This is a genomic window from Acidovorax sp. BLS4, assembly GCF_032929295.1.
In the GTDB taxonomy this organism is placed as follows: domain Bacteria; phylum Pseudomonadota; class Gammaproteobacteria; order Burkholderiales; family Burkholderiaceae_C; genus Paracidovorax.
Genome location: NZ_CP136797.1, coordinates 16,862 through 29,835 on the forward strand (window position 1 = coordinate 16,862; position 12,974 = coordinate 29,835).

A 12,974-nucleotide genomic window follows, 5' to 3' on the forward strand; every position below is an offset into this window, starting at 1 on the left:
GCGGGGCTCCGGGCGGGCCGCGCGATGGCCGCGCTCAACGCCCCAACTCCAGCCGGTCGGCGAAGAACGCAGGCAGGCCGGCGGCGCGCACGGCGGCCGCGGCCGCGGCATGGTCGTAGGGCACGCGGTGGAAGGTGACCGTCGCGGCGTGGTCGTCGAACAGCGCATACATGGCGCGCACGTCGCGGTCGCGCGGCTGGCCCACGGAGCCCGCGACGCCCAGCCACTGGCGGTGCGGCGGCACCGGCACGGGCACGCCGGGCTGCGGCGCAAAGCGCATCAGCTTGGCAGTGGGCGTGAGGAAATACAGCGCCTGCTCGTGCACGTGGCCGCAGAACACGTAGCGGATGGCGGGGTCGAGCTGGCTGGCCGCGGCCATGCTGCGCTCGGCCGCGCCCGCGTCCTGCACGTAGTGCCAGTGGCTGGGCTGGTCGGCGCTGGCGTGCACCAGCAGCGTGTTCGCACCCAGGCGGCGCGTGAGCGGCAAGGTGGCCAGAAAGGCGCGGTGCCGGGGCGACAGCTGCGCATGCGTCCACTGCGCGCTCTGGTCGCCCATCTGGGTGGGCGTTGCGGGCGGGTCCAGCGCCGCGACGTCGTGGTTGCCCAGCACGCAGGGCGCGCCCTCGGCCGCCAAGGCCATCGCCTGCTCGACCACGGCCACGGGGTCGCCGCCGTAGCCCACCAGGTCGCCCAGCAGCGCGAACTGCTCGGCGCCCTGGGCGCGGGCATGCGCCAGGCAGGCATCGAGGGCATGGCGATTGGCGTGGATGTCGGCGAGCAGGGCGATCTTCATGGCGGACGCGGCGGGTGCGCGAGGCTGGGGTCAAGGGTGCGAAAAGGCATCGGCCCGCGGGGGCGGGGCCGCCTGCGATGATGGCTCCGAATGGTGCCATTGGCGGGGGTGAGTGCGCGGGAAGCGCAAAAAAGGTGCCATCGCGCGGGTGTCGCGGCGTGCATCGCTGCCGGGTGTCGCTGCGGCGCCCCGCTGGCGCCCGCTTCGATGGAATGGGTTGCTACAGTTTTGGTAGCACCCGAGGCAAATGAAACCCCGGCATCACGGCGAATCAGGCCAGGGAGGCGTACCGGGCCCCACGCAAAAAGCCCCCCGGCCGCGTCGGATCGCGGCCGGGGGGCTTTTTTCAGGCCAATGCCGATCAGGCCAGCGTGATCGTCACGTCGATGTTGCCGCGCGTGGCGTTGGAGTAGGGGCAGACCTGGTGGGCGGCGTCCACCAGTTGCTGCGCCTGGGCGCGGTCCAGGCCGGGCAGGCTGACCTTCAGGCGGGCGGCGATGCCGTAGGCGTTGGGGATCTTGCCCAGATCGACTTCGGCGTCCACGGACACGTCCTGCGGCACGGCGATCTTCAGTTGGCCGCCCACGGCCTTCAAGGCGCCGATGAAGCAGGCGGAATAGCCGGCGGCGAAGAGCTGCTCGGGGTTCGTGCCCGTGCCGCTGGTGCCGGGGGCGGAGAGCGTCACGTCCAGGCGTCCGTCATCGGTGCGCGAGGCGCCGTCGCGGCCGCCGGTGGTGTGGGCGCGGGCGGTGTAGAGGACTTGGTCGAGCGATGGCATGGTGATTCCTTTGCAGTGAATGCCCGCGGTGCGGGCGGTTGAGGGACAAAAAAGACAACGAAAGCGAGAACGAAAAAGCGGTGAGGACGGGGCCGCTAGCCGGAGCCGATCCGGCGGCGCAGCTGCTGCAGCTGCCGGGTCAGCGCGGTGAGTTCGGGCAGGGTGCACTGGCTGCTTTCCAGCACGCAGGCAGGAATGGCTTCGGCGCGGTCGCGCAGGGCCCGGCCGGCGGGGGTGAGCGTGGTGCGCACACGGCGCTCGTCCTGCGCATCGCGCAGCCGCGTCACCAGGCCCGAGGCCTCCAGGCGCTTGAGCAGCGGGGTGAGCGTGCCGGAGTCGAGGAACAGGCGCTCGCCCAGTTCGGAGACGGTGATGCCGTCGCGCTCCCACAGCGACAGCATCACCAGGTACTGCGGGTAGGTGAGGCCGATGGATTCCAGCAGCGGCTTGTAGAGCTTGGTCATCGCCAGCGACGCGGAATAGAGCGCAAAGCAGACCTGGTTGTCCAGCTGCAGCAGAGCGGGGCTGGGCGTGGAGACCGGGTGGGCGATGGCGCCGGGGCGGGGCATGGGCTGGATTGTGATGCCCAATTAAATTGCTCGCAATTGAATTGGGCATCACCCCATCGGCGCTGGGGGTTTGACGTGCGGCGTGCAGGCGGCAGCGCCGAATGGGTGTAGTGCGGGGCGGTGGAGGGTCCTTTGGCGCGTGCGTCCTGCCGCCGAGGGTGTGCATCAAAGCGGCCTCCGGCGCAATAAGTTCTAGGGTGTTGTGCTATTAAAAATATAGCAAAAGGCCCTGACCCGATGGAGGAGGCCGGGGCTGCCCATGCCCCGGGTAAGGTCAGTAAGCGTACACGCCATGCCCGGTCTTGCGGCCCAGGCGGCCGGCGGCCACCATTTCCTTGAGCAGCGGGCAGGGGCGGTATTTGCTGTCGCCGAACTCGGTCAGGTACACGTTCATCACCGCCAGGCACACGTCCAGGCCGATCATGTCCGCCAGCGCCAGCGGGCCGATGGGCTGGTTGCAGCCGAGCTTCATGCCCGCGTCGATGTCCTCGGGCGTGGCCAGGCCCTCGGCCAGCACGAAGAACGCCTCGTTGATCATCGGCACCAGGATGCGGTTGACCACGAAGCCGGGCGCGTTCTTCACGGTGATGGGGCTCTTGCCCAGCGACTCGGACAGGGCCTTCACCGTGTCGTGCGTGGCATCGCTGGTCTGCAGGCCGCGGATGATCTCCACCAGCGCCATCATCGGCACCGGGTTGAAGAAATGCATGCCGATGAAGCGGTCGGGCCGCGACGTGGCGGCCGCCAGTTGCGTGATGGAGATCGACGAGGTGTTGGAGGCGATGATGACCTCCGGCGCCACGATGGCGTCCACCTGCTTCAGGATCTTCACCTTGAGCTCGTGGTTCTCGGTGGCCGCCTCGATCACGATCTGCGCGGCCTTGAGGTCGTCGTAGTTCGTCGAGGTGCGGATGCGCGAGAGGGCCGCGTCCTTGTCGGCGACGGTGATCTTTTCCTTCTTGATGAGCCGGTCCAGGCTGCCGGCCACGGTGGCCAGGCCCTTTTGCACGGCGGCCTCCGAGATGTCCACCATCACCGCGTGGATGCCCGACACGGCGCAGGCCTGCGCGATGCCGTTGCCCATGGTGCCTGCGCCGATGATGCCGACGGTCGTGATCGTCATATAGAGTCTTTCCGGCCAAATAGCCAAATCAAAAAAACAGGGGTTGCGCGGATCGGCGTGATCGTATCGGCAATCGCGGGCGGCGCGGCCGGTGCGCCGCCCCAGCGGCCGCGGCCGCTGGCACAGAGGAGACAACGGACATGTTCGACTACATCGTGATCGGCGGTGGTTCGGCCGGCTGCGTGCTGGCGGGGCGCCTGACCGAAGACCCCGCCGTGCGCGTGTGCCTGCTGGAGGCTGGACCGCCCGACACCAGCGCCCTCATCCACTGCCCGGCCGGCATCGCCCTGATGGCGCGCACCGGCGCCTTCGGCTGGGGGCAGCACACCACGCCACAGCCCGGCCTGAACGGGCGCCGTGGCTACCAGCCACGCGGCAAGGTGCTGGGCGGCTCCAGCTCGCTCAACGCCATGATCTACCTGCGCGGCCAGCCGGCCGACTATGACCACTGGGCCGCCGAGGGCAACCCGGGCTGGGCCTGGAGCGAAGTGCTGCCGTACTTTCGCCGCGCCGAGCACAACGAGCGCGGCGCCGACGCCTTTCACGGCACGGGCGGCCCGCTGAACGTGATGGACCTGCCGGCGCCCCACCGCATCGCGCGCGATTTCATCGAGGCCGGCGTGCAGGCCGGCCATGCCCGCAATCCCGACTTCAATGGCGCCACGCAGGAGGGCGTGGGCTGGTACCAGGTCACCCACCGCGCGGGCGAGCGCTTCAGCGCCGCCAAGGCCTACCTCGCCCCGCACCGCGGCCGGCCCAACCTGCAGGTGGTGACGCACGCGCGCGCCACGCGCATCCTGTTCGAGGGCCGGCGCGCCGTGGGCGTGGAGTACCGCCAGGGCGGGCAGTCGCACACGGTGCGCGCTGCGCGCGAGGTGCTGCTGAGCGCGGGCGCGCTGCTGTCGCCGCAGTTGCTGATGCTGTCGGGCGTGGGGCCGGGCGCGGCGCTGCAGCGCCATGGCATTGCCGTGGTGCACGACCTGCCCGGCGTGGGCGAGCATCTGCACGATCATCCCGACGTGGTGCAGGTGATGGACGCGCCGCGCCTGACGGACCTGTTCGGCCTCTCGCCCACCGCCGCGTGGCAGATGCTGCGCGGGGTGCGCGAATGGCGGGCGCACCGGCGCGGCATGCTGGTGACCAATTTCGCCGAAGCCGGCGGCTTCATCCGGAGCCGCCCCGAGGAGGCCGCGCCCGACCTGCAGCTGCACTTCGTGATCGGCAAGCTCGTCGACCACGGCCGCCGCACGCTGCTGGGCCACGGCTACTCATGCCACGTGTGCCTGCTGCAGCCCCTGAGCCGCGGCCGGGTGACGCTGGCCGGTCCCGATCCGCATGCCCTGCCGCTGGTGGACCCGGCCTTCTTCGCCGATCCGGACGATCTGCAGCGCATGGTGCGCGGCGTGCGCCGCATGCGCGAGTGGCTGGCGCAGCCGGCGCTGGCCGCCCATGGCGCGCGCGATATGCCGGCCTCGGCCGCGGCGCAGACCGATGAGGCCATCGGGCAGTTCATCCGCCAGCATGCCGACACGGTGTACCACCCGGTGGGCAGCTGCCGCATGGGGCCCGGCGCGATGGACGTGGTGGGCGCGGACCTGCGCGTGCACGGCCTGGACGGCCTGCGCGTGGTCGATGCGTCGGTCATGCCGCGCATCGTGAGCGGCAACACCAACGCGCCGACCATCATGGTCGCGGAAAAGGCAGTGGACCTGCTGCGCGCAGCGGCCTGAGGCGGATCGCGCAGCTACGCTGCTGGTGGGGCCTCAAGGCGTGTTCCATCAGGCCTGGAACCGCTTGCGCGTGAGCGCCAGCGCCGTCCAGAACGCCACCACCGTGGTGACCACCAGCACCAGGCCGTGGCGCAGCGGGTGCGCGGGCCACTGGTCCATGAACAGCGGGCGCACCAGTTCCACCGCGTTGGCCAGCGGCAGCCAGTCGGACACATGGCGCACCACGGCGGGCAGCTGCTCGCGCGGGAAGAACACGCCCGACAGGAACATCATCGGCGTGAGCACCAGGGTGAAGTAATAGGTGAAGAAGTCGTAGCCCTTGGCCAGCGCGTTGAAGATCAGCGCGATGCTGGAGAACATCACCCCCACGAACAGCAGCACGGGCCAGGCCACGAGCAGCTTGGGGCTGTGGCTGATCTTCAGCGCCAGCATCACGCCCAGGATGGCGGTGACGGTGAACACGGCCTTGAAGGCGGCCCACAGCATCTCGGCCAGCACCACGTTGTCCAGGCTGACCGGCGCGTTCATGATCCCGTCCCAGGTCTTTTGCACGTGCATGCGCGAGAAGGCCGAGTACAGCGCCTCGAAGCTGGCCGCGTTCATGGCGCTCATGCAGATGGAGCCGCTCGCCAGGAACAGGATGTAGGGCACCTGCGTGCCCCCCACGTTCACCTGGCCCACCAGCGCGCCCATGCCGTACCCGAAGGCGACCAGCCACATCAGCGGCTCGGCGATGTTGCCCACCAGGCTGGGGATGGCCAGCTTGCGCCACACCAGCAGGTTGCGCAGGAAGACGGGCCACCAGCGGGCGGACAGCTCGGGCGCGCGCCAGATCGAGGGGGTGGCCGGTCGGGCCGGCGTGGCGGGGCTGGGGTGGGGGGCGGTGGACATGGCGCTATTGTGCGGCGGCCGAGCGACGGGCCGCGGCCGGGCTCACAGCACCTTCACCGCCCGGCCGATGTACTGGATCGGGCCGGTGGGCTTGCCGATGGGCGAGCCGCTCGGGGGCTCCAGCGTCAACTCGAACAACTGGTTGGGCTGCAGCGGCGGCAGCTTTTCCAGTGCCAGCTGCAATGACTGGCCGGGCTGGACCAGTCCCAGCGAGACCGGGCCACTCCAGCTGTCGGCCTTGGTCCAGAACTCCAGCGCGCGGCCCGCGGGCACTTCGGCCACGCCCAGCGGAATGAGCTGGAGCGCGCTGGGCGAATTTGCCTGCACGACCCAGCCGGGCGCCTTGTCCTGCGGTGCCACCAGCACCACCATGAACTGCGGGGGCGTGGCCTGCGGCGCCACGCGGGTGACCAGCACCGCGGCCAGAACGGCCGCCATGGCAAAGCCCGAGCCCGCCAGCCCGCGCCACAGGCCCAGGTGGTTCCACCAGTTTCGGGAAGGCCGGGCCGGCGCCGGCCGGGGCGCTGGCGACGCGGCCGGTGAATGGGAATGTGAATGTGAATGTGAATGTGAATGTGAATGTGAATGGGCGGCCGGCGCGCTGGCCTGTGCGCCGTCGGCGGCCTGCAGCGAGGCATCGATGCGCGTCCACAGCTGGGCCGGCGGTGCGATCGGCTCGGCCAGCCCGGTCAGCGGCAGCAGCCGCGCTTCCCAGTCGGCCACGACGCGCTGCAGGGCCGGGTCCGATGCCAGGCGCTGCGCCACGCGGGCGCGGGCGGCGGCGGACAAGGTGCCCAGCACGTACTCGCCGGCCAGCAGGTTCAGGTCTTCGGGCACGGCGGGATGGGGGATCGGCGCGGTCATGCCATGCACTCCCGCAGCGAGGTCAGGCTGCGCCGTATCCACGCCTTCACGGTGCCCAGCGGCGCGCCCAGGCGTTCGGCGATCTCGCCGTGCGAGCAGCCATCCACATAGGCGTGCAGCACGCAGTTGCGCCGCGCCGGGTCCAGGCCCTCCAGGCAGTGCTGCAGGCGGCCCAGGCTGGCGTTGAGTTCGAAGGCTTCCGCGATCTCGCGGTGGGCCTGCACCGACTGCTCGGCCTCCAGGGCCTGCACGGTGTCGTCGTCCACGTCGAGGTGGCGGCCCGCATCGCGCACGGCGTTCAGGGCCAGGTTGCGCACCACGCTGTAGATCCAGCCGCGGGCGCTGCCCCGGCTGGCATCGAAGCTGCCGGCGCGCGTCCAGATGTTCACGCAGGCGTCGTGCACGATGTCCTCGGCCAACGCCCGCTGCCGCACGATGCGCCAGGCCACGCCCAGCAGGCGCGGCCCCTCGTGCTCGTACAGGCGGCGCATGGCCTGCCGGTCGCCCGCCGCGCAGCGGGCCAGGGTGGCTTCGTAGTCGAAGTCGTCGTCAGCGGCAGGCGTGGAAGGCAAGGGGCGGTGGCTCCAGCGGTCGAAGGCCGGGCGCTGGCGTCGATCGGCCGCCCGGAACGTGGGCCGCATGGTAGCCGACATGACCGTGCTCCAAAGGCTTTCGACCCTGAAAGACCCGCCCGGGCCGTCAGGCGGCCTTCCAGAAGATGTAGTCGGCCTGGTACTTCACGGTCTGGCGGTCGCCCTTGTTGGTGGCGGTGCAGGCCGCGGCCGGGGCCACGCCGCCCTTGAGCGCCACGCGCTGGATGAAGGTCACGCCCGTCAGCGCGCCCGAGCCCATGGCCGGGTTGGCCTTCACGAGCTGGTAGGGCAGGTTGCCGGTGCCGGCAGGCGCCACGGCCAGCTGCGTGGCGGTGACCTTGGAGCCGTCCTGCGCCTCCCAGGTGGCGGGCGGGCCGTAATACGTGCCCACCTGCTTGCCGCTGCGGTCGTTCAGCACGGCCTTCGGTCCCACGAACACCCATTCGGTCTGGCCGGGCATGTTGGCCTTGTCGCGGCATTCGTAGGTGATGTCGCCCACGCCCACGGTTTCCCAGGCCACCTTGTTGCCGGCCGGCACCTTGATCGACTCGGGCAGGCTGTCCTGCGAGAACTTCGGGCCCGATGCCGACATGGAGCCGCAGGCCGCGAGCAGGGCCGCGGCGGCGATGGCGCCGGTCAGGGGGATGAGGCGAGAGAGCGTTGGCTGGATGGTCATGGCGTTTCCCTTGTCTTCGGTTGGGTTGAAAAAAGCAGCAGCAATCTCCGCTGCTGCAGGTACTACCCACGGGAACGCCGTTTGGATGCACGCCGCGCGAAATATTTTTTTCGAAAGCCGCGCGGCCCGGCTTTTTTACCAGGCGGCCGGTTCAGCCGTCTTCGCGGATCTGCCGGCCGGTGAGCTTCAGGAACAGGTCTTCCAGGTTGGCCGGCCGGTGCAGCGTACGCAGGTGCCCGTGCATGCTGAGGGCGGCCAGCAGCGGCCGGGCGTCGTGCGTGTAGAAAAACACCGTCTCGCCGCTCACCTCCACGCGGGCGGCGAGCGGGCGCAGGGCGGCGTCTTCGGCCAACGCCACGGCGCCCACGCCGAACAGTTCCACCACGTCGGGCTCCAGGTGCTCGGCGATCAGCTCGCGCGGGCGGCCTTCGGCGATCTTGCGGCCGTGGTCCAGCACCAGCAGGCGCGAACACAGGCGCTCGGCCTCGTCCATGAAATGCGTGGTCAGCAGGATCGACTTGCCCTGCTGCACCAGCAATTGCAGGCGCTCCCACATCAGGTGGCGGGCCTGCGGGTCCAGGCCGGTGGTGGGCTCGTCCAGCAGCAGCAGGCGCGGGTCGTTCACCAGGGCGCGGGCCAGCGACAGGCGCCGCTTCATCCCGCCCGACAGCTCGCCCGGCTTGGCGCCGGCCTTGTGCGTGAGTGCCGCGAACTCCAGCAGGCGCGGCACGCGCTCCTGCATCACCGCGCCCTTGAGCCCGAAGTAGCGGCCGAAGATGCGCAGGTTCTCCGCGCAGGTGAAGTCCGGGTCCAGCGTGTCGAACTGCGTCACCACGCCCAGCTGCGCCTTGATGGCCAGCGCGTCCTGGGGCATGGCCAGCGGCGTGCCGGCCCCTTCCGGGTGGAAATGCACGCTGCCGCCGTCGGGCGCGGTCAGGCCCAGGCACATGCGGATGGTGGTGGTCTTGCCGGCGCCGTTGGGGCCGATGACGCCCAGGCATTCGCCGGGCGCGATGGAGAACGAGACATCGTCGACCACCGTGGCATCGCCGTAGCGCTTGTGCAGGTGATCGATCTGGAGAAGGGGGGGATGCGCCATGGGCGTCTATTATTGTTCGCCGTCCTCCGGGACCGAGCCCCCGTTTTTTCCCGACCCTTCTTCTTCATTCCATCCCTTCACCTGCTATGACCACTCTCGGCACCCCTCTTTCGCCCTCGGCCACCAAAGTCATGCTGCTCGGCTCGGGCGAGCTGGGCAAGGAAGTCCTCATCGCCCTGCAGCGCCTGGGCGTGGAGACCATTGCCGTGGACCGCTACGAGAACGCGCCCGGCCAGCAGGTGGCCCACCACGCGCGCACCATCACCATGAGCGATCCGGCCCAGCTGAAGGCGCTCATCGAGGCCGAGCGGCCCCACCTCGTGGTGCCCGAGATCGAGGCCATCGCCACGCCCATGCTCGAAGAGCTGGAGGCCGCCGGCACCGTGCGCGTGATTCCCACCGCGCGCGCCGCGCGCCTGACCATGGACCGCGAAGGCATCCGCCGCCTGGCCGCCGAAACGCTGGGCCTGCCCACCAGCCCCTACCAATTCTGCAATTCGCTGGAAGAGCTGCAGGCGGCCATTGACGGCGGCATCGGCTACCCCTGCATCGTCAAGCCCGTGATGAGCAGCTCCGGCAAAGGCCAGAGCAAGATCGACGGCCCGGCCGACGTGCAAAAGGCCTGGGACTACGCCATGGCCGGCGGCCGCGTGAGCCATGGCCGCGTCATCGTCGAAGGCTTCATCGACTTCGACTACGAGATCACCCTGCTCACCGTGCGCGCGCTCGGCGAAGGCGGCCAGCCCGAGACGCACTTTTGCGAACCCATCGGCCACATCCAGGTCAGCGGCGACTACGTGGAAAGCTGGCAGCCCCAGCCCATGCGCCCCGCGGCCCTGGAGCGCGCCCGTGAGATCGCCAAGGCCGTGACCGACGACCTCGGCGGCCAGGGGCTCTTCGGGGTGGAACTGTTCGTGAAGGGCGATGCCGTGTGGTTCAGCGAGGTGAGCCCCCGCCCGCACGACACGGGCCTGGTCACCCTGGCCACGCAGGTGCAGAGCGAGTTCGAGCTGCACGCGCGCGCCATCCTGGGCCTGCCCGTCAACACCGCCCTGCGCAGCCCGGGCGCCAGCGCCGTCATCTACGGCGGCATGGATGCGCAAGGCATCGCCTTCGACGGCGTGGACGAGGCCCTGCGCGTGCCGAACACCGACCTGCGCCTGTTTGGCAAGCCCGAGAGTTTCGTGAAGCGGCGCATGGGCGTGGCGCTGGCGTTCGATGCCGATGTCGAGGTGGCGCGGGAGCGTGCCAAGCTGGCGGCCGGCAAGGTCAGGCCACGCAAAGCGTAAGCATCGGCATTCACACCAACGATCCGACCGCGGTGGCGGGCGCTGTCGTCGGGGTCCGAATCGAAACGGCAGGCATGCGCGCAGCGTGCCGGCCCGCGGAGGGTGGCCTCCTTGCCGTGCGCCGCCGTGGGGCTCGCCCCTTCATCGCAACGGAATGGGAAAGCACCCGTTCCTGGCACACGCCCCTTCCTCCTGAAGCCGCCCCTTCAATGGCCCGGAGGCTCGACGGCCTCTGCACAGCGCCATACCGTCACCATTCTGTCATCGAAGCGAAACATGGAATGAATAACATTTGCTAACAAACACCCCTGGCCCCCATGTCCGCAAATTCCGAGTACCTGAGCAGCTTTCGGCCCCGTTTCCGTCAGCCCAGTGCGGCGGACCTGTGCACCACGGTGCCCTGCATGACGACCGACCAGACCAACGAACAGGTCATGGAGGTGTTCGGCCAGCACCGCGACCTCGTCAGCCTGCCCGTCGTGGAGGGTCGGCAGCCCATCGGGCTGATCAACCGCAACATCTTCCTCTCCCAGATGAGCAAGCCGTTTCGCATGGAGCTCTACGGCCGCAAGAGCTGCATCGCGTTCATGGACAAGGAACCGCTGATCGTCGATGCCGCGCTGGACATCGAGGCGCTGACGTTCAAGACGGTGGAATGCGGCGAAAAGGCCCTGTCCGATGGTTTCATCATCACCCACGAGGGCGCCTTCATCGGCGTGGGCAGCGGGCTGCAGCTGATGCGTGTGGTGGCGGACATGCAGGCCTCGCGCAACCGCCAGGTGATGCACAGCATCGAATATGCGAGCGTGATCCAGCAGTCCACCCTGCGCAGCTCGCTCGAGGCGCTGGCACGCGTGTGCCCCGGCGCGCACCTGGTCTGGGAGCCTCGAGACGTGGTCGGGGGCGATTTCTACCAGTTCAGCACCGAGCCTGACGGCTGGTTCGCCACCGTCGCCGACTGCACGGGCCATGGCGTGCCGGGCGCCTTCATGACCCTGATCGCCTCCACCAGCCTCAACCAGGCGATCAAGCAGCACGGCGCCCGCGATCCCGCGCAGCTGCTGGGCAGCGTGAACCGCAGCATCAAGCAGATGCTGGGGCAGCAGGATGCGCAGGAAGGCACGGAGCGCTCCAACGACGGCATGGATGCCGCCTGCTTCTGGTTCGAGCCGGCGCAGGGGCGCCTGGTCTTCGCGGGGGCCCGGCTGTCGCTGTTCCTGGTGCGGCCCGGCGCCGACGCGGTCGAGATCATCGAGGGACAGCGCAAAGGCGTGGGCTACGTGGACAGCGACTTCGATTTCGTCTGGAACAACCAGGAGCTGATCCTGCCCCCCGGCACGCTGGTTTTCGTCAGCACCGACGGCCTGATCGACCAGGTGGGCGGCCCGCGCGCGATCGCGCTGGGAAAACGCCGCGTGCGGGAGCTGCTTTTCGAGCAGCGGGAGCGCACGCCCGCGGAGATCAACCGGGCCGTGCTCGATGCGCTGGAGCAGTGGCAGGGCCAGGGCGATCACCACCGCCGCGACGACCTCACCTTTTTTTGCTTTCGCACCTGAGACGGAAATCCGCCATGCCCTCGTTCATGAACGCTGAAAACCCCGGTTCCTTCTTCAACCTGGCCAGGCAGCACCGCGTCATCTTCTACTACGTGGGCTACTTCTCGCAGAACATCATCGCGGCCATGGCCGATGCGGTGAAACTGCAGCTGGAGGTCGCCGACGTGGCGGGACCGACCCGGCGCAAGCTGTTTTCGTCCTTCGTGGAGATGGCGCAGAACATCATCCATTACTCCGCCGACACCCTCACGCCGCCCAGCCATGACAACGGCGAACTGCGCCACGGCTCGGTGTGCATCCGCCGCGAAGCCGACGGCAGCTTCCTGCTGCTGTGCGCCAACCCGGTGGAGCCCCGCATCGCCGACGAACTGCGCGAGAAGCTGGCCGCGCTGCGCAGCATGACGCTGGAAGAGATCAAACAGGCCTACCGCCAGACCCTGCGCGAGGAGACCCCCGAGGGCAGCAAGGGCGCAGGCATGGGTTTCCTCACCATGGCACGCGACGCCCGTGAGCCGCTGGAATTTGGCTTCGACGCGACGCAAGGACCCGACCAGGCACCGGTGTTCTATCTGAAAGCGGCGATCTGACGCGCCAAGCCCGCAAACGAATCGAGATCACAGATGGACAACCTCTACATCGCACCGACCCCCAGTTCACCGGAGGTGGACTTCAAGTTCGACGCCCATACGCTGAGCTTGCGCGGCGAGTCCTACCCCGAGAATGCCGCGGCGTTCTATGGCGACGTTCTCACGCAGCTCAGGGCCTACCTGGCCGGGCAGGTGGACACCAAAATCGAGGTGAGCATCGCGCTCGCCTACTTCAACAGTTCGAGCACCAAGATGCTCTTCAACCTGATCGAGGCGCTCAGCGATGCGGCCGGCGCGGGCAACGAGGTCGTGGTGCACTGGTACCACGATGAGGAGGACGACACCATCCTCGAATTCGGCCAGGAACTCAGCGAAGACTTTCCCGCCATCCATTTCTCGACCCACCCTGTCAGCGCGGCCTGATGC

Annotated in this window: 14 protein-coding genes; 5 read left to right on the plus strand and 9 right to left on the minus strand. The window is 69.1% G+C overall.

The features are described 5' to 3' along the window. Positions 1-34: 34 nt before the first annotated feature. The 4 genes from R1Z03_RS00065 to R1Z03_RS00080 form a co-directional block, all read right to left on the minus strand. Entirely contained in the window at positions 35-793 is a 759-nt protein-coding gene (locus R1Z03_RS00065; protein ID WP_317356051.1) for a metallophosphoesterase family protein, read from the minus strand. Between the two features lie 361 nt (positions 794-1,154). After that, entirely contained in the window at positions 1,155-1,571 is a 417-nt protein-coding gene (locus R1Z03_RS00070; protein WP_272567092.1) for an organic hydroperoxide resistance protein, read from the minus strand. A gap of 95 nt (positions 1,572-1,666) precedes the next feature. Next, complete coding sequence (locus R1Z03_RS00075; RefSeq protein WP_317356052.1) at positions 1,667-2,140, minus strand: MarR family transcriptional regulator; 474 nt, start codon at positions 2,138-2,140, stop codon at positions 1,667-1,669. Positions 2,141-2,414: 274 nt separating this feature from the next. After that, positions 2,415-3,263, minus strand: coding sequence for a 3-hydroxybutyryl-CoA dehydrogenase (locus tag R1Z03_RS00080; protein ID WP_317356053.1), 849 nt, complete (start codon positions 3,261-3,263; stop codon positions 2,415-2,417). Positions 3,264-3,403: 140 nt separating this feature from the next. On the opposite strand from R1Z03_RS00080, the gene R1Z03_RS00085 reads away from it, so the two are divergent. Continuing rightward, positions 3,404-4,993 (plus strand): choline dehydrogenase, encoded by a 1,590-nt coding sequence (locus tag R1Z03_RS00085; protein ID WP_317356054.1) that lies wholly within the window; start codon positions 3,404-3,406, stop codon positions 4,991-4,993. Positions 4,994-5,041: 48 nt separating this feature from the next. Here R1Z03_RS00085 and R1Z03_RS00090 read toward each other — a convergent pair whose 3' ends face one another. From R1Z03_RS00090 to R1Z03_RS00110, 5 genes are all read right to left on the minus strand, one after another. Then, the gene (locus R1Z03_RS00090; protein ID WP_272567099.1) at positions 5,042-5,884 is read right to left on the minus strand and encodes an ABC transporter permease; all 843 of its coding nucleotides are present in this window, start codon (positions 5,882-5,884) and stop codon (positions 5,042-5,044) included. Positions 5,885-5,926: 42 nt separating this feature from the next. Next, positions 5,927-6,748 carry an anti-sigma factor domain-containing protein gene (locus tag R1Z03_RS00095; protein WP_317356055.1) on the minus strand — a complete coding sequence of 274 codons (822 nt, stop codon included), beginning with the start codon at positions 6,746-6,748 and terminating at the stop codon, positions 5,927-5,929. Beyond that, positions 6,745-7,401 (minus strand): sigma-70 family RNA polymerase sigma factor, encoded by a 657-nt coding sequence (locus tag R1Z03_RS00100; RefSeq protein WP_272567101.1) that lies wholly within the window; start codon positions 7,399-7,401, stop codon positions 6,745-6,747. Before R1Z03_RS00100 ends, R1Z03_RS00095 begins: the two co-directional genes overlap by 4 nt. A 46-nt stretch (positions 7,402-7,447) precedes the next feature. Further along, on the minus strand, positions 7,448-8,017 hold the full coding sequence (locus tag R1Z03_RS00105; protein ID WP_272567102.1) for a DUF3455 domain-containing protein: 570 nt from the start codon (positions 8,015-8,017) through the stop codon (positions 7,448-7,450). 151 nt (positions 8,018-8,168) lie between these two features. Then, positions 8,169-9,116 carry an ATP-binding cassette domain-containing protein gene (locus tag R1Z03_RS00110; RefSeq protein ID WP_317356056.1) on the minus strand — a complete coding sequence of 316 codons (948 nt, stop codon included), beginning with the start codon at positions 9,114-9,116 and terminating at the stop codon, positions 8,169-8,171. An 86-nt stretch (positions 9,117-9,202) separates the two neighbouring features. Here R1Z03_RS00110 and purT point away from each other — a divergent pair, with 86 nt between their 5' ends. The 4 genes from purT to R1Z03_RS00130 all read left to right on the plus strand — a co-directional run bounded on the left by purT (position 9,203) and on the right by R1Z03_RS00130 (position 12,971). Continuing rightward, positions 9,203-10,405 (plus strand): formate-dependent phosphoribosylglycinamide formyltransferase, encoded by a 1,203-nt coding sequence (purT, locus tag R1Z03_RS00115; protein WP_317356057.1) that lies wholly within the window; start codon positions 9,203-9,205, stop codon positions 10,403-10,405. 317 nt (positions 10,406-10,722) lie between these two features. Continuing rightward, the gene (locus R1Z03_RS00120; RefSeq protein WP_317356058.1) at positions 10,723-11,961 is read left to right on the plus strand and encodes a SpoIIE family protein phosphatase; all 1,239 of its coding nucleotides are present in this window, start codon (positions 10,723-10,725) and stop codon (positions 11,959-11,961) included. Positions 11,962-11,975: 14 nt separating this feature from the next. Next, positions 11,976-12,548: a SiaB family protein kinase gene (locus R1Z03_RS00125; protein ID WP_284402851.1), complete on the plus strand. Its 573-nt coding sequence runs from the start codon at positions 11,976-11,978 to the stop codon at positions 12,546-12,548. A 33-nt stretch (positions 12,549-12,581) separates the two neighbouring features. After that, on the plus strand, positions 12,582-12,971 hold the full coding sequence (locus tag R1Z03_RS00130; RefSeq protein WP_284405222.1) for a DUF1987 domain-containing protein: 390 nt from the start codon (positions 12,582-12,584) through the stop codon (positions 12,969-12,971). The last annotated feature ends 3 nt before the right edge of the window (positions 12,972-12,974 follow it).